This window comes from Ruegeria sp. CDSC081, assembly GCF_059610485.1.
Genome location: NZ_JBXWNS010000002.1, coordinates 512,986 through 532,378, shown reverse-complemented (window position 1 = coordinate 532,378; position 19,393 = coordinate 512,986). Strand labels below are relative to the sequence as shown.

Here is a 19,393-nt window from a genome sequence, read left to right as displayed (position 1 = left end):
GTTCGCCGAATAGTCTCAGACCTAACCGTCGAAACAAAAAAAGCCCGCCCCAAACCGGGGCGGGCTTTTTCTGTTTGAATTTGGTAATTCAAGACGGGGAATTCCTAAAGAAGCAGCATGCTTTAGTCGTATGCAGCGTCCACTATGAATTCCACCTTAAGTTCGGGCCGCGCCAATTTTGCTTCGCCACACGCCCTCGCAGGTGCGTATCCTGCAGGAACCCAAGCATTCCAGACCTCGTTCAAACCAGCAAAGTCCTTCATATCGGCTAGCCAGATGGTCACACGCAGCATTTTTTCCCGTGATGAACCTGCGCGCTCTAGCAGGTCGTCAATTTTCCCAAGGCAAATACGCACCTGTTCCTGAATGGTATCACCTTCGGCGACTTGCCCGGTCAAATAGGCCACACCATTATGTTTAACGATTTTGGACGATCTCTCGCCGGTTTCGATGCGTTCTATCATTGGAGTGATCTCGCTGTTTCCTGTTTGATGCACGCGTTCATGGTCATAAGATGCCCCGCATGGCAAACGGAAACCGCTTGAGTAACTTTCAGAAAAGTTGAACTGGTCGGGGACGGGGCGGGTCGATAGCATTTTGCCGCGCCTAGGCTAGCTTGCCAGCGACACAGTATACCAGATTGCGCTTTTGCCGTTGAAGTGCTCTCTAGTTGGTTTCAGTGGGATGCATCGGGCGAAACCGCAAGAAGGATACTTCGACATGGACGAAACCGTAGAACGACTGTCCAAACGCCTGAAGCGGCGAGGATATCAGGTTTCGCCAATGAAGGAGACGGGTGCCTATATCGGTAATCTGGGTTTTGAGGTCGAGACAGTATTCGATGTCGGGGTGGCCTCGGGAACCGAGCATTTGTACGAAGCTTTCCCTGCAGCCAAGTTTGTGTTGGTTGAGCCCATTTCGGATTACGAAACCAAGGTACGGAAAAACTGGGGCGACAAGATCGATTTTGATTTCCATGCTTGCGGAGTTGGTGCCGAAAGCGGACAGACGACTCTTCGAATTCCAACAGTCGGCGATCGTTGGCTCGGCACACGGGCAACGATGCAGGAGTTTGACGAAGCGGCAATCCAGCACACCTCGCAAGTTGAAGAGCGACAAGTCCCGGTAAAAACACTGGATGAGATTGCGTCTTCCTACAAGGAACCTTTCGGATTGAAAATCGACACGGAAGGTTTTGAAATCGAGGTTATTAAAGGTGCATCGGAGATGCTAAAAAAATGCACCTTTGTATTGGCTGAAGTCTCTGTACGGCGTCGGTATCATGGCGGTTATAGGTTCAGCGATTTTGTCGCCGCGATGGCAGATCACGGGTTTGAGCTGCACGAATTCGTCAGGCCACCGTCTGCGGAAGCGACCGATTGCGATGCCATCTTTGCCCCTTTCGAAAGCTCAGTGTTCGACTATCAGGATACCAGACTGTCACGTATGGCGGCACGCGTAGCCAAGACATAGTCTAAGGGCATCTTTCCGCATGCAACGCGAGTTGTGTTGTCCGCGAAGGCGTTGAGCCAATCGCGATGGAAGATGGCCTGCGCATTGCGATCCACGAAGGCGGCCGCACCGTCGGCGCCGGTGTTGTGTCGAAGATTGTTGAGTAAGTCGCGCAAGCGAATGATCAAACGGAATGGGCGTCCCTCGGGGCGCCCTTTCCTGTTTCCGTTTTCAACTTGATATTTAGTTGGCGTTTTGACTTAAGCTCACTCAGCATTCTGCTTTTGGACCGTATATACGAACAAACACTGACGAGAAAATTTTGAACAAAACAACGTTTTTGATCCTCTCTTGCCTCGTATTGTGCGCTTGCACCACGCTTGAAACGACACAAGTTTCTTCAAGAAAAAAGCTGACCATCCTGGGGGACGTTGCTTTGGATGCCGATTGGCATTGCGGCGCAGGCTTTTCAGATCCGAGCTTCAAACGTATCAGTTTGCCTGGCGTTTTCGAAGTTGATTTCATTAGAAACCGGTATCAGGGAGCGCTTAAACCTGACGGTAAAGCGCTTGCAGTATTCGATAGTGAAGAGAACTGTTCGCTATTGATTGAAGCCAATGAAAAGTTTGTTCTTGCGAACGGTGGATTTCCGCTGAAAGAACACATAGGAAAAAGCATGTATGCAGAAATTGCCGCTGCGACTGAAGAGTTCTATCGGAAATGCGAAAACGCTGAGATCAATTCGCGCGTTGACGCCAGCAAAGTCGAGTACCCTTCGTATAATGGCCCGGGTTCAGTTGTCCTAGAGCCGAAGTCCATTTGCGAGATGGAATTGGAAGCCGCCTCTCTAAGGTTTGGAGTTGTCGTTGATGACAAACCTACTGGCCTTTACATTGTGGACGGCAATGCTTTTCTTTGGCTCCCGTATACTGAGTGTTTTGAGCATTCAATTGATACCAATCTGATAAAATGGTGTGAGTAGCTGGAGCGGCATCGATTACACGTGTCGAAATACATTAAACCCCCTTGCCAAACCCCACCAACCCCTGTAGGTCGCGCGAGTTCTCTGTAAGAACATCAAGGCGGGGTGATTCCCGCCTTTTGGGTTCGATGAGGGTTGGCGATGCGCGCTTGTCCTCCTCTCAACCTCAACGCCTGATAAAAGGCTGTTATTATGCAAAGCCAAAATATCCGTATTCGGCTGAAGGCATTTGACTATCGCGTTCTGGATGCCAGCACGCAAGAGATCGTCAACACTGCCAAGCGGACCGGCGCGAACGTGCGCGGCCCGATCCCGCTGCCGAACAAGATCGAGAAGTTCACGGTTCTCCGTGGTCCTCACGTCGACAAGAAATCCCGCGACCAGTTCGAGATCCGTACGCACAAGCGTCTGCTCGACATCGTTGATCCGACCCCCCAGACCGTTGACGCGCTGATGAAGCTCGACCTCGCTGCTGGTGTGGACGTCGAGATCAAGCTGCAGTCGTAAGATCGGAGGGTATAGATTATGCGCTCTGGTATTATCGCAAAAAAAGTCGGCATGACCCGCCTGTTCATGGAAGACGGCAAGCAGATCCCTGTGACCGTTCTTCACCTGGACAACCTGCAGGTTGTTGCACAGCGCACGGACGAGAAGGACGGCTATACTGCTGTTCAGCTGGGTGCCGGTGCTGCCAAGGCAAAACGCACCTCGAAAGCCATGCGCGGTCACTATGCCGCTGCCAAGGTTGAACCCAAGCGTAAGCTGGTCGAGTTCCGCGTCTCTGAAGATGGCTTGATTGAAGTTGGCGCCGAGATTTCGGCAGAACATTTCCTGGAAGGTCAGAAAGTTGACGTTTCGGGTACTTCGATCGGTAAAGGCTTTGCCGGTGCAATGAAGCGCTGGAACTTCGGTGGTCTTCGCGCCTCGCACGGTGTTTCGATCAGCCACCGTTCGCACGGTTCAACTGGCCAGTGTCAGGATCCGGGCAAGGTTTTCAAAGGCAAAAAGATGGCCGGTCACATGGGTGCTGCCCGTGTAACAACCCAGAACCTGGAAGTCGTCAAAACCGACGCCGACCGTGGTCTGGTCTTCATCAAAGGCGCCGTTCCCGGACCGAAATCCGGTTGGGTTACCGTCAAGGACGCCGTCAAGAAGAAAGCACCGGAAGGCCTGCCTTTCCCGGCTGCTGTGAAATCGGCTGCAACCGAAGCACCTGCGGAAGAAGCTCCCGCGGAAGGTGGTGAAGCATGAAACTTGATGTAATCAAACTGGACGGCGGCAAAGCCGGCAACATCGAGCTGGATGCAGACCTGTTCGGCCTGGAGCCGCGCGCGGACATCCTGCACCGTGTGGTCCGTTGGCAGCGTAACAACGCGCAGGCTGGCACCCACAAGGTCAAGACCCGCTCGGAAGTGTCCTACTCAACCAAGAAGATCTATCGCCAAAAAGGCACCGGTGGCGCACGCCACGGCGCCCGTTCGGCACCGATCTTCCGGGGTGGTGGCGTTTACAAAGGTCCGGTCGTGCGTTCGCATGGTCATGACCTGCCGAAAAAGTTCCGTAAACTTGGTCTGCGCCACGCGCTGTCTGCCAAAATGGCAGCTGGTGAACTGGTCGTGATCGAGAACGCTGAAGCCGAAGGCAAGACCGCCGCTCTGGCCAAGCAGGTTGCAAACCTGGGTTGGAAACGCGCTCTGGTCATCGACGGGGCGACCGTGAACGAAGGGTTCCTGAAGGCGTCGCGCAACATCGAAGGTCTGGATATCCTGCCGTCGATGGGTGCAAACGTTTATGACATCCTCAAGCGTGACACTCTGGTGCTCACCAAAGCGGCTGTCGAAGCACTGGAGGCTCGACTGAAATGAGCGCGAAGGCAGAACACTACGACGTGATCCGCAAGCCGATCATCACCGAAAAGTCGACCATGGCGTCCGAAAATGGCGCGGTTGTCTTTGAGGTTGCGATTGACAGCAACAAGCCACAGATCAAAGAGGCCGTTGAGGCACTGTTTGGTGTGAAGGTCAAAGCGGTGAACACCTCTGTGACCAAAGGTAAGGTCAAGCGGTTCCGCGGCCAGTTGGGCAAGCGGAAAGACGTCAAAAAAGCATATGTGACCCTTGAAGAGGGTAACACCATCGACATTTCCACCGGTCTTTGATCGGGCCTGTCTTTGGACAAACCATTAAGACCCCCGCGAAAGCGGGGGTTTTTCTTTAGGTAGTGACACCAAAAGTTGAGCGCCATTCCCAGCGTCTCGAACAGAAAATGATTGCTATGCCGGTGGGGTCGTCTATCCGGTATGGAACAAACAAACGATATGGCAGGCGCATGACCCAATCCACTCTCTCGACCCGGGACAACCCGGATGTGACTGTCGCGCGGGACTGGGTGTCGACGCTGGCCAAATATCGAGAGCCAAGCCAACCGCGTAGCTGGTTCGAGCTGGGGGTTACCTGTGTTCCCTTCATAGCGCTTTGGGCCTTGGCCTGGATGTCTTTGTCGGTCAGCTATTGGCTAGCGCTTGCGATCTCGGTTCTGAACGCGGCCTTTCTGCTGCGCCTGTTTGCCATTCAGCATGATTGCGGTCACGGGGCATTTTTTACGAACCGGACGGTCAGTGACTGGGTCGGTCGGGGGCTCGGGGTGCTGACGTTGACGCCTTACGATGTTTGGCGGCGCACACATTCCTCGCATCACAACTCATCTGGCAATTTGGATAAGCGCGGGATGGGAGACATCCATACGCTGACTGTGGCCGAATACCGGGCGCTGACGCCCTTGAACCGGTTGTTTTACCGGCTCTATCGCCACCCGATCACCCTGTTTGGCTTTGGGCCCGGCTATCTGTTCCTGTTTCAAAACCGCCTCCCGCTTGGCTTGACCGGTATTCCGAAATTCTGGGTCAGCGCGATGGCGACGAACCTGGCCATTCTGGCCGCGCTGGGGGCCATCTACTATTTTGGTGGCCTGATGCCGGTGCTGCTGATTTTCCTGCCCTCGACGCTGATCGCCGCGACCGCTGGCGTCTGGTTGTTCTATGTCCAACACCAATTCGAAGAGACGCAATGGGACCCTGATCAGGACTGGCAACTGCACGAGGCCGCCCTGCACGGAAGTTCGCATTACATCCTGCCATCCGTATTGCAGTGGTTCACGGCCAATATCGGCATCCACCACGTACACCATCTGTACAGTCGCATCCCGTTCTATCGCCTGACCGAAGTGCTGCGGGATCATGACGAATTGGCCAACAGCAACCGGATGACCATCCGCGAGAGCCTCGCCAACGCGCGGCTGCACCTGTGGGATGAAAAGAACCGCCGCCTGCTGTCCTTTGCCGAAGCGCGCGCGCTGTATGGGTGACGGGATCGGTCAGAGGGTGTGAACGATAGCCGGAAATCCGGTCGTTGCCCCCGGCGTGTGATGCGGATACGGTCGCTCTTATGAAACATGTCCCCAAAGAAACAACAGATGAGGCCCTTATTCAGGAGTTCCTGGATAAAGGAGGCAAAGTCAGCATCGGCAAAACCAAACCCGCGCCCGCTGAGCTGGGTTTGAGCAAGAATGTTTGGAACGCCAAGCTGACCAAAGAAGAGAAAGCCGCGCGCGACAAGAAGTGATCGTGCGGGGCTATGGGTGAGCGTTGAGGCTTCTGGTGTAACACTGGAAAATGGCATCCATTGACGTGTTCGCCAGCCTCTGGTCGGCCTCGTCTTTGGAGAGAGATATTGGGCCCCCGCGAAAGCGGGTTTTTTGTTGTCTCTATCCGCAAGCCGCGCCAGTGACTGCCTGTGGGATGGCGCCGCAGCGACTGATCTGCGCGCTTTATAGTGCCAAATACATCCAACCTCAGAGCGAGGCGAAAACGTCCCCAAGCGCCAGCCCGCCGGGACGGGCAGTCGCTGGCGCGGCGGCCTTCGGCCTTGATTCCGCGCTGGATTCGTGTTGCGAAATTGGAAGCATCCCTGATGTTGAGGCGAGATGGGCAGTGCGGTTGTGCCTGTAAGTGACTTTAGTTTATCTCGTTTAGACCGATGTTACGTATTTAATAAATTGCGAAGAATTCAGAGGCGCTTAATTTGAACTACTTTGAACAGGTAAAAGCAGTAGTTGAGGCGCCAGGGAAGGTCGTATGGACTGTACTAGCTGTTAGCTGCGCAATACTCCTAGTTGATTATTATTGGCCTGAGCGATTTGCTGGGCTCCCGCCGTGGGCACTGCCGCTGGGGTGGTTGATATTCATTTCCTTTGGGTGTCTGGCTTTGACCTCTGTAGTTAAAGGCCTGCTCTTGTTTGGTGGTTGGACCTTCAAGTCTCTCCGAAATGCCTCAACATTTGTTGCTGCTCCATTTCGAAGGCAAATGATCAAAAAAAAGCTGTTGGATCTAGAGCTAAGTGAGGTGGAGAAACTTAGCGCAGCTCGTGCAAAGGAAGACAGGGCAGTAAATATCAAACCCGACTCAGAAATTGCCATCAGCTTGCTAGGCAAGGGTTTAATTAATCGACCTTCGCTCGTCGTTCCTAATCGCAATGGAACTATAAGTTTCAAAATACCTAGGGAGGTTTGGAGAGTGATGTTATCTTTGGAAGAGTTTCGCTTACATAGCCCGAACGCGTTGCGAAGAGCCTTGGGGCAGCATGGGAATGCGCGTGACCTATTGCGTGCGCTTCCACAAGCTCACCCGGCGGTTATCCGGAAAAGCGAAACAAATACGTAAAAGAGTACCGCTAGATGTAGAAACCTGATTGATACCTTGAAGCTTATTCTTGGTCAGGAGTTTTGGATGAAACGAATTTAGACTGCCCTATAGACACCCACCCCCAACACGGCTATATGCACCCAATCTTGCGGCCTCGGATTCGTTCCGGGGCCTATGATATTTGAAACCGGGGACCTTCGGGGCCCTATACCCTTGGCACCTACGGGGGCCTATCACATAGCGAGGCACTGCCTCGCACTTGCTAAACGGAAGACAGAAAGCATGGCACTCAAGTCGTACAAGCCGACGACGCCGGGCCAGCGCGGGCTGGTGCTGATCGACCGTTCGGAGCTTTGGAAAGGACGTCCGGTCAAGTCTCTCACTGAGGGTTTGACCAAATCGGGCGGCCGGAACAACACCGGACGGATCACTTCACGCCGCCGCGGCGGTGGCGCAAAGCGTCTCTACCGGATCGTTGACTTCAAACGGAATAAATTTGATGTCGCGGCAACCGTCGAGCGGATCGAATATGACCCGAACCGGACCGCGTTTATCGCACTGGTAAAATACGAAGACGGCGAGCAGGCATATATCCTGGCTCCGCAGCGTCTGGCTGTTGGTGACAAGGTTGTGGCTTCGGCCAAGGCCGACATCAAGCCGGGCAACGCAATGCCGTTCTCGGGTATGCCTATTGGTACCATCGTCCACAATATCGAGATGAAGCCTGGTAAAGGCGGTCAGATCGCACGTGCGGCCGGTACTTACGCGCAATTCGTAGGCCGCGATGGCGGTTATGCTCAGATCCGTCTGAGCTCGGGCGAGCTGCGCATGGTCCGTCAGGAATGCATGGCCACCGTTGGTGCCGTGTCCAACCCCGACAACAGCAACCAGAACCTCGGTAAAGCCGGTCGTATGCGCCACAAAGGCGTGCGTCCGTCGGTTCGTGGTGTCGCAATGAACCCGATCGATCACCCGCACGGTGGTGGTGAAGGCCGTACCTCGGGTGGCCGTACACCGGTTACGCCTTGGGGTAAGGACACCAAGGGTAAGCGTACTCGCAACAAAAACAAAGCGTCCCAGAAGCTGATCATCCGCTCGCGGCACGCCAAGAAGAAGGGACGTTAATCCATGTCTCGCTCTGTTTGGAAGGGTCCTTTCGTCGATGCTTACGTGCTGAAAAAAGCCGAAGCAGCGCGCGAGTCGGGCCGCAACGAAGTCATCAAGATCTGGTCGCGTCGTTCCACCATTCTGCCCCAGTTCGTGGGTCTGACCTTTGGTGTGTACAACGGCCAGAAGCATATCCCCGTCAACGTCTCGGAAGACATGATCGGTCAGAAGTTTGGTGAGTATTCGCCAACTCGTACCTATTACGGTCACGCCGCTGACAAAAAAGCGAAGCGGAAGTAAGTCATGGGCAAGGAAAAGAACCCCCGCCGCGTGGCTGAAAACGAAGCAATGGCGAAAACGCGCATGCTCCGTACCAGCCCGCAGAAACTGAACCTGGTTGCGCAGATGATCCGCGGCAAGAAAGTTGAGAAGGCTCTGACCGACCTGACTTTCTCGAACAAGCGTGTCGCGCAGGACGTCAAAAAGTGCCTGCAGTCCGCAATCGCCAACGCTGAGAACAACCACAACCTGGACGTCGACGAGCTGATCGTTGCCGAAGCATGGGTTGGTAAGAACCTGGTCATGAAACGCGGTCGCCCCCGGGCCCGTGGCCGTTTCGGCAAGATCATGAAGCCGTTCTCGGAGATCACCATCAAGGTGCGTCAAGTTGAGGAGCAAGCCTAATGGGTCATAAAGTAAATCCGATCGGCATGCGCCTTCAGGTGAACCGCACCTGGGACAGCCGCTGGTACGCCGACACCAAGGACTACGGTGATCTTCTGCTGGAAGATCTGAAGATCCGTGAGTTCATCAACAAAGAGTGCAAGCAAGCCGGCATCGCCCGTGTGATCATCGAACGTCCGCACAAGAAGTGCCGCGTTACGATCCACACTGCACGTCCGGGTGTCATCATCGGCAAGAAAGGCGCGGACATTGAAGTTCTGCGCAAGAAAATCGCCCTGATGACAGACAGCGAATTGCACCTGAACATCGTCGAAGTGCGCAAGCCCGAGCTTGACGCACAGCTGGTTGCCGAGTCTATCGCTCAGCAGCTGGAGCGCCGGGTTTCGTTCCGTCGCGCGATGAAGCGGTCTGTTCAGAACGCCATGCGTATGGGCTCTCTGGGTATCCGGGTGAACGTCGCTGGCCGTCTGGGTGGCGCCGAAATCGCACGGACCGAGTGGTACCGCGAAGGCCGTGTGCCTCTGCACACGCTGCGCGCCGACATCGATTACGCACAAGCCGAAGCGATGACTCCTTATGGGATCATCGGGATCAAGGTCTGGATCTTCAAAGGTGAGATCATGGAGCACGATCCGCAGGCACGTGACCGTAAAGCACAGGAACTCCAGGACGGCCCTGCACCTCGTGGTGCTGGTGGCGGTCGTCGCTAAGGAGGGAAAGATATGCTTCAACCAAAGCGTACTAAATTCCGCAAGATGCACAAAGGCCGGATCAAGGGTGAAGCCAAGGGCGGCTCTGATCTAAACTTTGGCACCTATGGACTGAAAGCTCTTGAGCCTGAGCGTGTAACTGCACGCCAGATCGAAGCTGCACGTCGTGCCATGACGCGTCACATGAAGCGTCAGGGCCGTGTCTGGATCCGCATCTTCCCCGACACTCCGGTTACGGCTAAGCCGATCGAAGTTCGTATGGGTAAAGGTAAAGGTTCGGTCGACCGCTGGGCATGCAAAGTCAAGCCTGGCCGCGTGATGTTCGAAATCGACGGCGTCAATGACGACATCGCCCGCGAGGCCCTGCGCCTGGCTGCGATGAAGCTGCCGATCAAGACTCGCGTCGTGGTTCGCGAAGACTGGTAAGCGACCCGGGGGCGACCCCGCTCGTGACAAGATTGACCCCCGTCGGGAAACCGGCGGGGGTTTTTGGTTTGAGGGCGTTGCTCCGCCACAGCCTCGCAAAACACCCATCGCCTTCATCGAGAGGCTGGTTTAAGACAGGCCCATGGCACAGATTGAATCACTTTTTGTCACCCGTCTTTATCGCGCAGCTTTGTCCGAGTTTGATCCCAAGATCGACCCGGAGGAGCTGGAAAGCTCCTGTCTTGTCATCGCCGAGGATGATGAGGCCGGGCAGGAATGGTGCGAAGAAAACGGCTATCCCGGCTACACCAGCTATGCCTCGCTGACCGATCTGCCCTGGCGGTTCCCGATCTTTGCCGATCTGGTTAAGGTGCTGGACCAGCACGTTGCAGCTTTTGCTAAGGATCTGGAGTTTGATCTGGGTGAGGGTGAACTAAAGCTTGAAGACCTTTGGATCAACATTTTGCCCGAGGGCGGAATGCACTCCAGCCACCTGCACCCACATAGCGTGATCTCGGGCACGACTTATGTTTCGATGCCCGAAGGTGCTAGCGCGCTGAAGCTTGAAGACCCGCGCTCGGGCCGGATGATGGCAGCGCCCACGCGTATGAAAGGGGGCCGTCGGGACCTGCAGCCTTTCATTTATGTGAAGCCTCTGGTTGGAGATGTTTTGCTATGGGAGAGCTGGTTGCGCCACGAGGTGCCGATGAACATGGCCGAGGATGAGCGGATTTCCGTCAGCTTTAACTATAAATGGGACTAGCACGGTCGTTTAAGGGACTCTGATTCAAAGGAATGTGTGAAAAGTTCTTGCATTGTGTCGTCAGATAAACGATGTGGAGGGCGCTTACGTTTTTCTTTTTCGACCACTGTCTCCCGAATATCGGCGTTCAGTCTTTCGATCCAGACCGACAACGCCGCGCTGTCGCAATTCCGCGGACAGCAATTTACTAGGAGACTACGGATATGGCCAACGGCACCGTAAAATGGTTCAACACAACTAAAGGTTTTGGCTTCATCGCACCGGAGACCGGTGGCAAAGACGTGTTTGTACACATCTCTGCTGTCGAGCGCTCGGGTCTGACCGGCCTGGCCGACGACCAGAAAGTAACGTTCGACATCGAACCCGGCCGTGACGGTCGTGAGTCGGCTGTGAACATCGCTCTGGCGTAAGTCACTCAGACTTAGACAGTTGAAGACGCGGTCTCGTGCAAACGAGGCCGCGTTTTGCGTTTGTGAGTGGGATGTCTACATGCTGTAATGGCTGGTGCATTCAACGCACCTGTCAACGAGGCCTAGGGTGGCGGGATTAATGCCAGCTTTTCTATTTTGTGGGAGTAAACCATGGGCGCGCCAAAACCAGCAAAGGTTGTACTAGCGGTTTCACTTTTTTTGGCGTTGGCCGTCGCACCTGCACTTGCGACGTGCCCAACCCGTGTAGATGTCGGTAAAGGCGTCTGGTTGGACTATGGCGGAACATGGCTTTTACGAGTTCAAACCGTTGTTGAGACGGGGTTTGTCGTTGAGTTGAGAACCGAAGACTCTAGGCGCATAGGTTTCGCTAGCCACTACGCGCATCCTTTGCTGTTCGGCGAGACCTTTATGAAGTTCACCGCCTCAAAGCGTTCATACGAGCAATCAGTTAGTTCCTTAGATGACCTAGAGCAGCAAAAAGAGTGGCAGTCAGGCTTCACGATACAAGATGGCGATAAAGAAGCCTTACTCGGCACTGTAACGGTTGAGTTCCAGAAAAATCGAATTGAACGGGTTGGAACGTGTAAATACAAAGTTTGGGAAGTTCTGGTGCGTGAGCATGTATCAGGGGATGACGAACGAACGGTAAAGGTGCTGTATTCTCCAGAGCTAAAGATAGTTTTGAAGCAGGCGCATATGCTGCCGAACTCTGGATTGGTTTGGGGAAGAGGTTTCGATGGAATTCGCTCCAAGAGCGAATAGGCTTCCAAATTCGGTTCAAACATCTCGTGCCCGTCGCTGGTTGCTCAAGTGAGCAGAGCGCTAAAAACGGCCTCTCGATCAATCCTCCATACTTTCCCTTGCCACCCACCCCAGAACCCCCTATAGAGCGGCATCTTGCGTTCCCCCGGCCGAGTCGGGGGATTCGTATGTCTATCATTCATCCACCAGGTCAAAGGTGACCCTGCATAGGGGCCTTCTGGTGTTTTGAGCAAAGGAAAAGGCGATGAACGCCCAAGAACTGCGTGACAAGACCCCTGACCAGCTCCGCGAGGAACTGGCCAACCTGAAGAAAGAAAGCTTTAACCTGCGCTTTCAACAGGCAACCGGTCAGATGGAAAGCACCGCTGGCATCAAAGCGGCCCGCCGCAACGCCGCCCGCGTTAAAACCATCCTGAACGAAAAGGCCGCTGCTGCGGCATCGGAGGAGTAATCCTATGCCTAAGCGTATCCTTTCCGGCACCGTAACGAGCGATGCCAACGCACAGACTGTAACCGTATCCGTCGAGCGCCGCTTTACGCATCCGGTTCTGAAGAAAACCATCCGTAAGTCCAAGAAATACCGGGCTCACGATGAAAAGAACGCCTTCAAGGTCGGCGATACAGTTCGCATCATCGAATGCGCGCCGAAATCGAAGACGAAACGTTGGGAAGTTCTGGAAGCGTAAGCCTCTGGGATTTTCCCATTTGTCGAAACCCTGGGGGATCTAACAAGACCAGCCCCCACAGGTCGGGAGAAACCACATGATCCAGATGCAGACCAATCTGGATGTCGCTGACAACTCCGGCGCACGCCGAGTTCAGTGCATCAAGGTCCTGGGTGGTTCCAAGCGTAAATACGCCTCTGTAGGCGACATCATTGTCGTCTCGGTGAAGGAAGCCATCCCACGCGGCCGCGTAAAGAAAGGTGACGTCCGTAAGGCCGTCGTCGTACGCACCGCCAAAGAAGTCCGTCGTGAAGACGGCACCGCGATCCGTTTCGATCGCAACGCCGCCGTCATTCTGAACAACAACAACGAGCCTGTAGGTACTCGTATCTTTGGCCCTGTTGTTCGTGAACTGCGCGCGAAGAACTTCATGAAAATCATCTCGCTTGCTCCGGAGGTGCTGTAATCATGGCTGCTAAACTCCGCAAAGGCGACAAGGTCGTCGTGCTGGCTGGCAAGGACAAGGGCAAAGAGGGAACTATCACCTCGGTCGACCCGAAAGCCGGTAAAGCCGTTGTTGATGGCGTGAACATCGCCATTCGCCACACCCGCCAGTCGCAGACCTCGCAAGGTGGTCGCCTGCCTCAGGCAAACCCGATTGAGCTGTCGAACCTGGCTCTGCTGGACAAAAACGGTAAAGCAACCCGCGTTGGCTTCCGCATGGAAGGTGACAAGAAGGTTCGTTTTGCCAAGACCACGGGGGACGTGATCGATGCTTGATACCGCAACCTACACCCCGCGTCTGAAAGCTCAGTACGCTGAAACCATCCGTGCCGCTCTGAAAGAAGAGTTCGGTTACAAGAGCGATATGCAGCTGCCCAAGCTGGAAAAGATCGTTCTGAACATCGGTTGTGGTGCAGAGGCCGTCAGAGACTCGAAGAAGGCGAAAGCCGCTGTTGAAGATCTGACCGCGATTGCAGGCCAAAAGGCTGTTGCAACACTGGCGAAGAAGTCGATCGCGGGTTTCCGCGTCCGTGAAGACATGCCGCTGGGTGCGAAAGTTACCCTGCGCGGTGACCGGATGTATGAATTCCTGGATCGTCTGATCACCATCGCGCTGCCGCGCGTTCGTGACTTCCGCGGTGTTAAGCCTTCTTTCGATGGTCGTGGCAACTTTGCCATGGGCATGAAAGAGCACATCGTGTTCCCGGAAATCGACTTCGACAAGGTCGACGAGGTCTGGGGCCTGGATATCGTAATTGCCACCACAGCGAAAACCGACGCTGAAGCGAAAAGCCTGTTGAAAGCGTTCAACATGCCGTTCAACGCTTAAGCGCCGGGAGGATTGAGACATGGCTAAAAAAGCAATGATCGAACGCGAGAAGAAGCGCGAACGCCTGGTGGCCAAATATGCCGCAAAGCGTGCCGAGCTGAAAGAAATCGCGAATGACGAGAGCAAGCCGATGGAAGAGCGTTTCAAAGCGCGTCTGAAACTGGCGAAACTGCCGCGCAACAGCTCGGCAACTCGTCTTCACAACCGCTGTCAGCTGACAGGTCGTCCTCATGCTTACTATCGTAAGCTGAAGGTCAGCCGTATCATGCTGCGCGAGCTGGGTTCTGCAGGTCAGATCCCCGGCATGGTGAAATCGAGCTGGTAAGGGAGACATAGATATGAACGATCCTATCGGCGATATGCTCACCCGTATCCGCAACGCGCAAATGCGCGGCAAGTCCACTGTAAACACTCCGGCGTCGAAACTGCGCGCCTGGGTTCTGGACGTGCTGGCGGACGAAGGTTACATCCGTGGCTACGAAAAGATGACTGGTGAAAACGGTCATCCGGCCATCGAAATCAGCCTGAAATACTACGAAGGCACCCCTGTCATTCGCGAACTCAAGCGGGTCTCCAAGCCCGGTCGTCGCGTATACATGGGCGTCAATGACATCCCGCAGGTCCGTCAGGGTCTGGGTGTGTCGATTGTCAGCACTCCGAAAGGTGTGATGTCGGACCAGAATGCACGCTCCAACAATGTTGGCGGCGAAGTGCTCTGCACCGTCTTCTAAGGAGGTCTGTCAATGTCTCGTATTGGTAAACGTCCGGTCGAACTGCCCAGCGGTGTAACCGCCTCGGTTTCCGGCCAGACCATCGAAGTCAAAGGCCCGAAAGGTGCCCGCAGCTTCACCGCGACTGATGACGTTACGCTGTCGGTCGAAGACAATGTGGTTCAAATCAACCCGCGTGGCATGTCCAAGCGTGCCCGTCAGCAATGGGGCATGAGCCGCACCATGGTTGCCAATCTGGTAACCGGTGTGACCGAAGGCTTCAAAAAAGAGCTGGAGATTCAGGGTGTTGGTTACCGGGCTCAGATGCAGGGTAACACCCTGAAGCTGAACCTGGGCTACAGCCACGACGTTGATTTCGTTGCTCCGGAAGGTGTCACCATCACCGCACCGAAGCAGACCGTGATCATTGTGGAAGGTAACGACCAACAGCAGGTGGGCGAAGTCGCGGCGAAAATCCGCGAATGGCGCCGTCCCGAGCCGTATAAAGGCAAGGGTATCCGCTATAAGGGCGAATTCATCTTCCGCAAAGAAGGCAAGAAGAAGTAAGGACGCAAACAATGGCAAACAGCAAAAGAACCCTGTTTCTGAAGCGCCGCCTGCGCGTTCGGAACAAACTTCGCAAGGTCAATGCAGGTCGTGTACGCCTGTCGGTTCACCGTTCGAACAAGAACATCAGCGCTCAGCTGATCGACGACGTTCGTGGTGTGACCCTGGCCTCGGCCTCGACCCTGGAAAAAGATCTGGGTGTAGTTGGCACAAACAACGTCGAAGCGGCTACGAAAGTGGGCGCAGCCATCGCCGAGCGTGCCAAGAAGGCAGGCGTCGAAGAGGCTTATTTCGATCGTGGCGGCTTCCTGTTCCACGGCAAAGTGAAGGCTGTCGCCGACGCTGCGCGTGAAGGTGGTCTGAAGATCTAAGACTTGCGGGCAGCGCCTCAGCTGCCCCGATGATCCGGGGGCCTCGGCAATAGTCGAGGCTCACTTGGATTGAAACAACGGCGCCGCAATGCGCCACATGAGAAAAGGGATGCCAAATGGCAGAACGTGAAAACCGTCGGGGCCGTGGCCGCGACCGCGACGAAACTCCGGAATTCGCAGACCGTCTGGTCGCGATCAACCGCGTGTCGAAAACCGTAAAAGGTGGTAAGCGCTTTGGCTTCGCCGCTCTGGTGGTTGTCGGCGATCAGAAAGGCCGCGTCGGCTTTGGCAAGGGTAAAGCAAAAGAAGTACCCGAGGCCATCCGTAAGGCAACTGAACAAGCCAAGCGTCAGATGATCCGCGTGCAGCTCCGCGAAGGTCGGACCCTGCACCACGATATCGAAGGCCGTCACGGCGCCGGTAAAGTGGTTATGCGCTCGGCACCTGAAGGTACTGGTATCATCGCCGGTGGTCCGATGCGTGCTGTGTTCGAAATGCTGGGCGTCAAGGACGTTGTGTCCAAGTCGTTGGGCTCGCAGAACCCGTACAACATGATCCGCGCCACCATCAACGGCCTGCAAAAAGAGCAGAGCCCGCGTTCGGTTGCACAGCGTCGCGGCAAGAAAGTTGCTGACATCCTGCCCAAGCGGGACGAAGCGCCTGTTGCTGCTGAAGCAGAAGCATAAGGAGAGCGACCCATGGCAAAAACCATCGTCGTCAAGCAGATCGGTTCCCCGATCCGCCGCCCCGCCGAACAGCGCGCGACCCTGATCGGTCTGGGCTTGAACAAGATGCACAAAACCCGTGAGCTGGAGGATACTCCTTCGGTCCGCGGCATGGTCAACAAGATCCCGCATCTGGTAGAGATCATCGAAGAACGCGGCTAATCGCGAGTTCTTTGAAGACTTAAAAACGCCTCCGATCTGATCGGGGGCGTTTTCTTGTTTGGCCGGTCGTCTTTTTTCCGGCTCATCATATGGTGTTGTTCAGTGCCTCGGCGCAAACTCGGCTATGACCCGAGCGTCTTTTATTCTGCAAACTCAATGTCGACTTCATGGCGCAACGGGGGTTCTCTGCCTGGTTTTTCGTACAGCCTGGGGCATCCATCGCAAAAACTGGCTGCTGCTTCGCGTTTGGAATGAGCACGCGGGTTCCAGACCTGCCGGCGCAGAGCTTTGTATTTTTCGTTGTTCCAGATGGTTTCAAGTGGTTGGTCGAAAACATTTCCCAACACATGCGGATCACGGTTCTTGTCGGAAACATATTGGCGGCCGGATCGCCAGAGACAGCAGGGAATCACATCGCCATCAAAGCGAATGACCGTGCTGCTGTGGGGCCAATGGCACCTTGGGGTGAGGGATGATGACAGGGGCGGGCCATTTTCAATCCGATCGGGATCGTCGTCTACGACGTTGTACAGATCTCCATTTGCATCGAACCGTAGCCCTTCAAACGTGGTAAAGGCGTCGATACCAATCTCGTCTACGATGGCCTTCACCTGATCCAGTTCATCCTCGGCGTGATGGGGGAAAGAGATATGCTGTATTTCTACGAACGGAGATTTCAGACCCTTCCTCTTTTTATAGCCAGCCAGTAGTCGCAGGTTGTTCAGAACGAAATCCAGGCGTCCGCGAACACGGGTAACCTGAAAGCTTTCCTGCGTCGCGCCATCAACTGAGATTGTGATATGGCTAAGCCCGGCATCGACCAGGTCATGAATCCTCTCGGCTTTTAGCCGATAGCTGAAATGGGTGGTGATATGGCTTTCCAAACCGGCTGCGGTCGTGGCCCGGATCATGTCGTTGAGGTCCGGGTGTGCCAGAGGATCGCCATAGTAGAACAGGCTTACACCAAGCGCGCGATCTTTGATCTGGCCAATGATATGCCGGTACTGCTGAAGGCTGAGTTTGTCCTGCTTTCCGAAATTCTGATCGCTGAGTAATGGCCGGTTGCGTCGGGACGGGTTCGCATGGACGCAATGTGGACAGGCTAGTGAGCACAGCGGCGAAATATCAATTTTCACCAGAGACGGCAGCGGGGCGGCTTGTTGAGAGTGAAGAAGATAGCCCCGAACGTTGCGCAACAGGTTTGCCGATTGCTTCAAGGAAGGACGGCGCTGAATCCAGCGCAACCTTCTAATAACGCTTGAAACCAAAGGCATGGAGTATCCTCATTCATGAAGTCGAGGACGCCCTAAACGTGCGAGGCGAAAATGGTAAAACAGGCCGAAATAGCCCGATAGTTCACGGATATGTGATAGAATAGTGAAAATATGGGTCCGTAAAAGAAAAAAGATATTAAAATATATAAATTTGATAGACCTTATCTTTAGCCGAGAAATCCACAGGTCTATTTCAACGAAAGCCTGTAGTGGGATGTCTAAACAGTGTTTTCACTGCCATTCCCCCAATGCATACCGGCCAGACCGAATCTTCTGTTGTTAGCGTTATCTGGCGTTCTTATTTGAGCTTTGTCCCAAATAGGAACGCAAACGAAATCTGGAGAATACGCTCCGGTTTAGAAAGGAATATAGAAATGGCAAACACAGCAACTTTTTCCCGCGAAGGCTTTGGTCTGACCGCCCGCATCGCAACTCTGATCGCCCGCGTGAAAGAGGCCTATGCCCTGCGCGACGAATTCGGCCGCACCTATTCAGAGCTTCAGAACCTGACTGATCGTGAACTGAACGATATTGGTATCCGCCGGTGCGATATAAGTGATATTGCGCATAAGCACGTCTACTGCTGAGAACCTGGCAGGATGAACAACACCGAGGCGCCATTTGGCGCCTCTTTTGATTCTGCGTGCTTGAAAGGCACGGGCACGGTGAAATTGGTCGCTCTGCATTGTGGATCGTTTGGAAATTTTCCATGAGAATTATTAGAGGGGGCTACGTCCCAATAACGCGGTCACGAGGCTGACACAGTGCGAGACTACCAGATCGGCATATTGGGTATTCCGTCAGACTGCCCGGCGCTGGATCTGCTCATCGAATATACAACGGACCCATATCGGATTCCTCCATGGCTGGCCAAACACCGGATTAATCCACTGGACGCGCCAATCCAAAATGCTGAAGGCTAGACAGTTTGGGTGTTGTTCACTTCAAAACTTGCATCCTCAGCCACAAAGCTGTATCGGGCTCCGGTGGCGTACTGCGCCGCAAGAATCAAAACCAAGAAATGCCGTGTTTGACCCATCACGCTTCGGGGTCATTTCCGGCGAAGGAGAAGCGAAATGAAACTGAATGAATTGCGCGACAACCCAGGCGCCACACCGAAACGGACCCGCGTCGGCCGTGGTCCCGGTTCCGGTAAAGGTAAAATGGGTGGCCGTGGTATCAAAGGTCAGAAATCCCGTTCGGGTGTGGCGATCAATGGCTACGAAGGTGGCCAGATGCCGCTGTACCAGCGCCTGCCCAAGCGTGGCTTTAACAAGCCGAACCGCAAGGCGTTTGCCGTTATCAACCTGGGCCTGATCCAGAAATTCGTCGACGCCGGTAAGCTGGACGCCAAAGCCGCGATCACCGAGGACGCACTGGTTGCATCCGGTCTGGTTCGCCGTAAACTGGACGGTATCCGCGTTCTGGCCAAAGGCGAAATCAGCGCCAAGGTGACCCTGGAAGTAACTGGTGCTTCGAAAGCTGCCGTTGAGGCAGTCGAAAAAGCAGGCGGTTCACTGACGGTCACAAAAGCCGCTGCGGCAGAGTAAGCGCTTGTGAGCGGGCCAA

At 54.7% G+C, this 19,393-nt stretch carries 32 protein-coding genes and 1 pseudogene; 31 read left to right on the top strand and 2 right to left on the bottom strand.

The annotated features are described in order from the left end of the window. Positions 1-122 precede the first annotated feature (122 nt). The gene (locus tag AC2FH9_RS05635; protein ID WP_142639802.1) at positions 123-464 is read right to left on the bottom strand and encodes a RidA family protein; all 342 of its coding nucleotides are present in this window, start codon (positions 462-464) and stop codon (positions 123-125) included. A gap of 256 nt (positions 465-720) precedes the next feature. Here AC2FH9_RS05635 and AC2FH9_RS05630 point away from each other — a divergent pair, with 256 nt between their 5' ends. The 29 genes and pseudogenes from AC2FH9_RS05630 (at position 721) to rpmD (ending at position 16,550) form a co-directional block, all read left to right on the top strand. Next, complete coding sequence (locus AC2FH9_RS05630; RefSeq protein WP_271951961.1) at positions 721-1,473, top strand: FkbM family methyltransferase; 753 nt, start codon at positions 721-723, stop codon at positions 1,471-1,473. A gap of 44 nt (positions 1,474-1,517) precedes the next feature. Continuing rightward, a pseudogene (locus AC2FH9_RS05625) lies at positions 1,518-1,619 on the top strand (EF-Tu C-terminal domain-related protein); the annotation flags it as partial. Between the two features lie 155 nt (positions 1,620-1,774). Next, positions 1,775-2,434 (top strand): hypothetical protein, encoded by a 660-nt coding sequence (locus AC2FH9_RS05620; RefSeq protein ID WP_142639798.1) that lies wholly within the window; start codon positions 1,775-1,777, stop codon positions 2,432-2,434. 192 nt (positions 2,435-2,626) lie between these two features. Next, complete coding sequence (gene rpsJ / locus AC2FH9_RS05615; protein ID WP_008756422.1) at positions 2,627-2,941, top strand: 30S ribosomal protein S10; 315 nt, start codon at positions 2,627-2,629, stop codon at positions 2,939-2,941. An 18-nt stretch (positions 2,942-2,959) separates the two neighbouring features. Then, on the top strand, positions 2,960-3,685 hold the full coding sequence (gene rplC, locus AC2FH9_RS05610) for a 50S ribosomal protein L3 (protein ID WP_142639796.1): 726 nt from the start codon (positions 2,960-2,962) through the stop codon (positions 3,683-3,685). After that, positions 3,682-4,299 carry a 50S ribosomal protein L4 gene (gene rplD / locus AC2FH9_RS05605; protein WP_050605826.1) on the top strand — a complete coding sequence of 206 codons (618 nt, stop codon included), beginning with the start codon at positions 3,682-3,684 and terminating at the stop codon, positions 4,297-4,299. The genes rplC and rplD overlap by 4 nt, the downstream gene beginning before the upstream one ends. Beyond that, on the top strand, positions 4,296-4,592 hold the full coding sequence (locus AC2FH9_RS05600) for a 50S ribosomal protein L23 (RefSeq protein WP_142639794.1): 297 nt from the start codon (positions 4,296-4,298) through the stop codon (positions 4,590-4,592). The genes rplD and AC2FH9_RS05600 overlap by 4 nt, the downstream gene beginning before the upstream one ends. A gap of 170 nt (positions 4,593-4,762) precedes the next feature. After that, entirely contained in the window at positions 4,763-5,797 is a 1,035-nt protein-coding gene (locus AC2FH9_RS05595) for a fatty acid desaturase (RefSeq protein WP_496691897.1), read from the top strand. A gap of 80 nt (positions 5,798-5,877) precedes the next feature. Continuing rightward, positions 5,878-6,054: a hypothetical protein gene (locus tag AC2FH9_RS05590; protein WP_176797675.1), complete on the top strand. Its 177-nt coding sequence runs from the start codon at positions 5,878-5,880 to the stop codon at positions 6,052-6,054. 459 nt (positions 6,055-6,513) lie between these two features. Continuing rightward, positions 6,514-7,152, top strand: coding sequence for a hypothetical protein (locus tag AC2FH9_RS05585; RefSeq protein WP_496871033.1), 639 nt, complete (start codon positions 6,514-6,516; stop codon positions 7,150-7,152). A 264-nt stretch (positions 7,153-7,416) separates the two neighbouring features. Beyond that, a complete protein-coding gene (gene rplB / locus AC2FH9_RS05580; protein WP_008757664.1) occupies positions 7,417-8,259 on the top strand; it encodes a 50S ribosomal protein L2 in 843 nt (280 codons plus the stop codon). Between the two features lie 3 nt (positions 8,260-8,262). Next, on the top strand, positions 8,263-8,541 hold the full coding sequence (rpsS, locus tag AC2FH9_RS05575; protein WP_005980699.1) for a 30S ribosomal protein S19: 279 nt from the start codon (positions 8,263-8,265) through the stop codon (positions 8,539-8,541). Between the two features lie 3 nt (positions 8,542-8,544). Beyond that, a complete protein-coding gene (gene rplV / locus AC2FH9_RS05570; RefSeq protein WP_039538267.1) occupies positions 8,545-8,925 on the top strand; it encodes a 50S ribosomal protein L22 in 381 nt (126 codons plus the stop codon). Next, entirely contained in the window at positions 8,925-9,635 is a 711-nt protein-coding gene (gene rpsC, locus AC2FH9_RS05565) for a 30S ribosomal protein S3 (RefSeq protein WP_037311761.1), read from the top strand. The genes rplV and rpsC overlap by 1 nt, the downstream gene beginning before the upstream one ends. 12 nt (positions 9,636-9,647) lie before the next feature. Beyond that, the gene (gene rplP, locus AC2FH9_RS05560) at positions 9,648-10,061 is read left to right on the top strand and encodes a 50S ribosomal protein L16 (protein ID WP_085823145.1); all 414 of its coding nucleotides are present in this window, start codon (positions 9,648-9,650) and stop codon (positions 10,059-10,061) included. A gap of 142 nt (positions 10,062-10,203) precedes the next feature. Then, positions 10,204-10,824: a 2OG-Fe(II) oxygenase family protein gene (locus tag AC2FH9_RS05555; RefSeq protein ID WP_496749422.1), complete on the top strand. Its 621-nt coding sequence runs from the start codon at positions 10,204-10,206 to the stop codon at positions 10,822-10,824. A gap of 203 nt (positions 10,825-11,027) precedes the next feature. Beyond that, complete coding sequence (locus tag AC2FH9_RS05550) at positions 11,028-11,234, top strand: cold-shock protein (RefSeq protein ID WP_010437077.1); 207 nt, start codon at positions 11,028-11,030, stop codon at positions 11,232-11,234. Positions 11,235-11,405: 171 nt separating this feature from the next. After that, positions 11,406-12,017, top strand: a complete 612-nt coding sequence (locus AC2FH9_RS05545) for a hypothetical protein (RefSeq protein WP_142639789.1) — start codon at positions 11,406-11,408, stop codon at positions 12,015-12,017. 244 nt (positions 12,018-12,261) lie between these two features. Continuing rightward, positions 12,262-12,468 carry a 50S ribosomal protein L29 gene (gene rpmC / locus AC2FH9_RS05540; RefSeq protein ID WP_074736205.1) on the top strand — a complete coding sequence of 69 codons (207 nt, stop codon included), beginning with the start codon at positions 12,262-12,264 and terminating at the stop codon, positions 12,466-12,468. A 4-nt stretch (positions 12,469-12,472) separates the two neighbouring features. After that, positions 12,473-12,703 carry a 30S ribosomal protein S17 gene (gene rpsQ / locus AC2FH9_RS05535; RefSeq protein WP_037311742.1) on the top strand — a complete coding sequence of 77 codons (231 nt, stop codon included), beginning with the start codon at positions 12,473-12,475 and terminating at the stop codon, positions 12,701-12,703. Positions 12,704-12,779: 76 nt separating this feature from the next. Then, positions 12,780-13,148 carry a 50S ribosomal protein L14 gene (rplN, locus tag AC2FH9_RS05530; protein ID WP_005621870.1) on the top strand — a complete coding sequence of 123 codons (369 nt, stop codon included), beginning with the start codon at positions 12,780-12,782 and terminating at the stop codon, positions 13,146-13,148. A gap of 2 nt (positions 13,149-13,150) precedes the next feature. Further along, on the top strand, positions 13,151-13,462 hold the full coding sequence (gene rplX, locus AC2FH9_RS05525; RefSeq protein WP_142639787.1) for a 50S ribosomal protein L24: 312 nt from the start codon (positions 13,151-13,153) through the stop codon (positions 13,460-13,462). Continuing rightward, positions 13,455-14,015 (top strand): 50S ribosomal protein L5, encoded by a 561-nt coding sequence (gene rplE / locus AC2FH9_RS05520; protein WP_142639786.1) that lies wholly within the window; start codon positions 13,455-13,457, stop codon positions 14,013-14,015. Before rplX ends, rplE begins: the two co-directional genes overlap by 8 nt. A 19-nt stretch (positions 14,016-14,034) precedes the next feature. Continuing rightward, complete coding sequence (rpsN, locus tag AC2FH9_RS05515; protein ID WP_142639784.1) at positions 14,035-14,340, top strand: 30S ribosomal protein S14; 306 nt, start codon at positions 14,035-14,037, stop codon at positions 14,338-14,340. Between the two features lie 13 nt (positions 14,341-14,353). Beyond that, entirely contained in the window at positions 14,354-14,746 is a 393-nt protein-coding gene (rpsH, locus tag AC2FH9_RS05510) for a 30S ribosomal protein S8 (RefSeq protein WP_142639782.1), read from the top strand. A 12-nt stretch (positions 14,747-14,758) separates the two neighbouring features. After that, on the top strand, positions 14,759-15,292 hold the full coding sequence (gene rplF, locus AC2FH9_RS05505; RefSeq protein ID WP_058272374.1) for a 50S ribosomal protein L6: 534 nt from the start codon (positions 14,759-14,761) through the stop codon (positions 15,290-15,292). Positions 15,293-15,303: 11 nt separating this feature from the next. Beyond that, entirely contained in the window at positions 15,304-15,663 is a 360-nt protein-coding gene (gene rplR, locus AC2FH9_RS05500) for a 50S ribosomal protein L18 (protein WP_142639780.1), read from the top strand. 116 nt (positions 15,664-15,779) lie between these two features. Beyond that, positions 15,780-16,349, top strand: a complete 570-nt coding sequence (rpsE, locus tag AC2FH9_RS05495; protein WP_142639778.1) for a 30S ribosomal protein S5 — start codon at positions 15,780-15,782, stop codon at positions 16,347-16,349. 12 nt (positions 16,350-16,361) lie between these two features. After that, positions 16,362-16,550: a 50S ribosomal protein L30 gene (gene rpmD / locus AC2FH9_RS05490; protein ID WP_008757946.1), complete on the top strand. Its 189-nt coding sequence runs from the start codon at positions 16,362-16,364 to the stop codon at positions 16,548-16,550. A gap of 140 nt (positions 16,551-16,690) precedes the next feature. Here the strand turns inward: rpmD and AC2FH9_RS05485 are convergent, their stop codons facing one another. After that, positions 16,691-17,686, bottom strand: a complete 996-nt coding sequence (locus AC2FH9_RS05485) for a radical SAM/SPASM domain-containing protein (RefSeq protein WP_496749421.1) — start codon at positions 17,684-17,686, stop codon at positions 16,691-16,693. A gap of 512 nt (positions 17,687-18,198) precedes the next feature. On the opposite strand from AC2FH9_RS05485, the gene AC2FH9_RS05480 reads away from it, so the two are divergent. After that, positions 18,199-18,411 carry a DUF1127 domain-containing protein gene (locus AC2FH9_RS05480; RefSeq protein WP_496871032.1) on the top strand — a complete coding sequence of 71 codons (213 nt, stop codon included), beginning with the start codon at positions 18,199-18,201 and terminating at the stop codon, positions 18,409-18,411. A gap of 489 nt (positions 18,412-18,900) precedes the next feature. Further along, positions 18,901-19,374 carry a 50S ribosomal protein L15 gene (gene rplO, locus AC2FH9_RS05475; RefSeq protein ID WP_142639772.1) on the top strand — a complete coding sequence of 158 codons (474 nt, stop codon included), beginning with the start codon at positions 18,901-18,903 and terminating at the stop codon, positions 19,372-19,374. The last annotated feature ends 19 nt before the right edge of the window (positions 19,375-19,393 follow it).

Bases quoted from the DNA above. Each gene is read 5' to 3' on its own strand.
- AC2FH9_RS05590 (WP_176797675.1), top strand. From the start codon at position 5,878: ATGAAACATGTCCCCAAAGAAACAACAGATGAGGCCCTTATTCAGGAG.
- rplE (WP_142639786.1), top strand. From the start codon at position 13,455: ATGCTTGATACCGCAACCTACACCCCGCGTCTGAAAGCTCAGTACGCT.
- rplO (WP_142639772.1), top strand. From the start codon at position 18,901: ATGAAACTGAATGAATTGCGCGACAACCCAGGCGCCACACCGAAACGG.
- rplD (WP_050605826.1), top strand. From the start codon at position 3,682: ATGAAACTTGATGTAATCAAACTGGACGGCGGCAAAGCCGGCAACATC.
- rpsJ (WP_008756422.1), top strand. From the start codon at position 2,627: ATGCAAAGCCAAAATATCCGTATTCGGCTGAAGGCATTTGACTATCGC.
- rpsQ (WP_037311742.1), top strand. From the start codon at position 12,473: ATGCCTAAGCGTATCCTTTCCGGCACCGTAACGAGCGATGCCAACGCA.
- rplP (WP_085823145.1), top strand. From the start codon at position 9,648: ATGCTTCAACCAAAGCGTACTAAATTCCGCAAGATGCACAAAGGCCGG.
- AC2FH9_RS05550 (WP_010437077.1), top strand. From the start codon at position 11,028: ATGGCCAACGGCACCGTAAAATGGTTCAACACAACTAAAGGTTTTGGC.
- AC2FH9_RS05480 (WP_496871032.1), top strand. From the start codon at position 18,199: ATGGCAAACACAGCAACTTTTTCCCGCGAAGGCTTTGGTCTGACCGCC.
- AC2FH9_RS05555 (WP_496749422.1), top strand. From the start codon at position 10,204: ATGGCACAGATTGAATCACTTTTTGTCACCCGTCTTTATCGCGCAGCT.
- rpsE (WP_142639778.1), top strand. From the start codon at position 15,780: ATGGCAGAACGTGAAAACCGTCGGGGCCGTGGCCGCGACCGCGACGAA.
- rpsH (WP_142639782.1), top strand. From the start codon at position 14,354: ATGAACGATCCTATCGGCGATATGCTCACCCGTATCCGCAACGCGCAA.
- rpmC (WP_074736205.1), top strand. From the start codon at position 12,262: ATGAACGCCCAAGAACTGCGTGACAAGACCCCTGACCAGCTCCGCGAG.
- rpmD (WP_008757946.1), top strand. From the start codon at position 16,362: ATGGCAAAAACCATCGTCGTCAAGCAGATCGGTTCCCCGATCCGCCGC.
- rpsN (WP_142639784.1), top strand. From the start codon at position 14,035: ATGGCTAAAAAAGCAATGATCGAACGCGAGAAGAAGCGCGAACGCCTG.
- rplX (WP_142639787.1), top strand. From the start codon at position 13,151: ATGGCTGCTAAACTCCGCAAAGGCGACAAGGTCGTCGTGCTGGCTGGC.
- AC2FH9_RS05600 (WP_142639794.1), top strand. From the start codon at position 4,296: ATGAGCGCGAAGGCAGAACACTACGACGTGATCCGCAAGCCGATCATC.
- rplN (WP_005621870.1), top strand. From the start codon at position 12,780: ATGATCCAGATGCAGACCAATCTGGATGTCGCTGACAACTCCGGCGCA.
- rplB (WP_008757664.1), top strand. From the start codon at position 7,417: ATGGCACTCAAGTCGTACAAGCCGACGACGCCGGGCCAGCGCGGGCTG.
- AC2FH9_RS05545 (WP_142639789.1), top strand. From the start codon at position 11,406: ATGGGCGCGCCAAAACCAGCAAAGGTTGTACTAGCGGTTTCACTTTTT.
- rplR (WP_142639780.1), top strand. From the start codon at position 15,304: ATGGCAAACAGCAAAAGAACCCTGTTTCTGAAGCGCCGCCTGCGCGTT.
- rpsC (WP_037311761.1), top strand. From the start codon at position 8,925: ATGGGTCATAAAGTAAATCCGATCGGCATGCGCCTTCAGGTGAACCGC.
- rplF (WP_058272374.1), top strand. From the start codon at position 14,759: ATGTCTCGTATTGGTAAACGTCCGGTCGAACTGCCCAGCGGTGTAACC.
- rpsS (WP_005980699.1), top strand. From the start codon at position 8,263: ATGTCTCGCTCTGTTTGGAAGGGTCCTTTCGTCGATGCTTACGTGCTG.
- AC2FH9_RS05630 (WP_271951961.1), top strand. From the start codon at position 721: ATGGACGAAACCGTAGAACGACTGTCCAAACGCCTGAAGCGGCGAGGA.
- AC2FH9_RS05595 (WP_496691897.1), top strand. From the start codon at position 4,763: ATGACCCAATCCACTCTCTCGACCCGGGACAACCCGGATGTGACTGTC.
- rplC (WP_142639796.1), top strand. From the start codon at position 2,960: ATGCGCTCTGGTATTATCGCAAAAAAAGTCGGCATGACCCGCCTGTTC.
- AC2FH9_RS05635 (WP_142639802.1), bottom strand. From the start codon at position 464: ATGATAGAACGCATCGAAACCGGCGAGAGATCGTCCAAAATCGTTAAA.
- rplV (WP_039538267.1), top strand. From the start codon at position 8,545: ATGGGCAAGGAAAAGAACCCCCGCCGCGTGGCTGAAAACGAAGCAATG.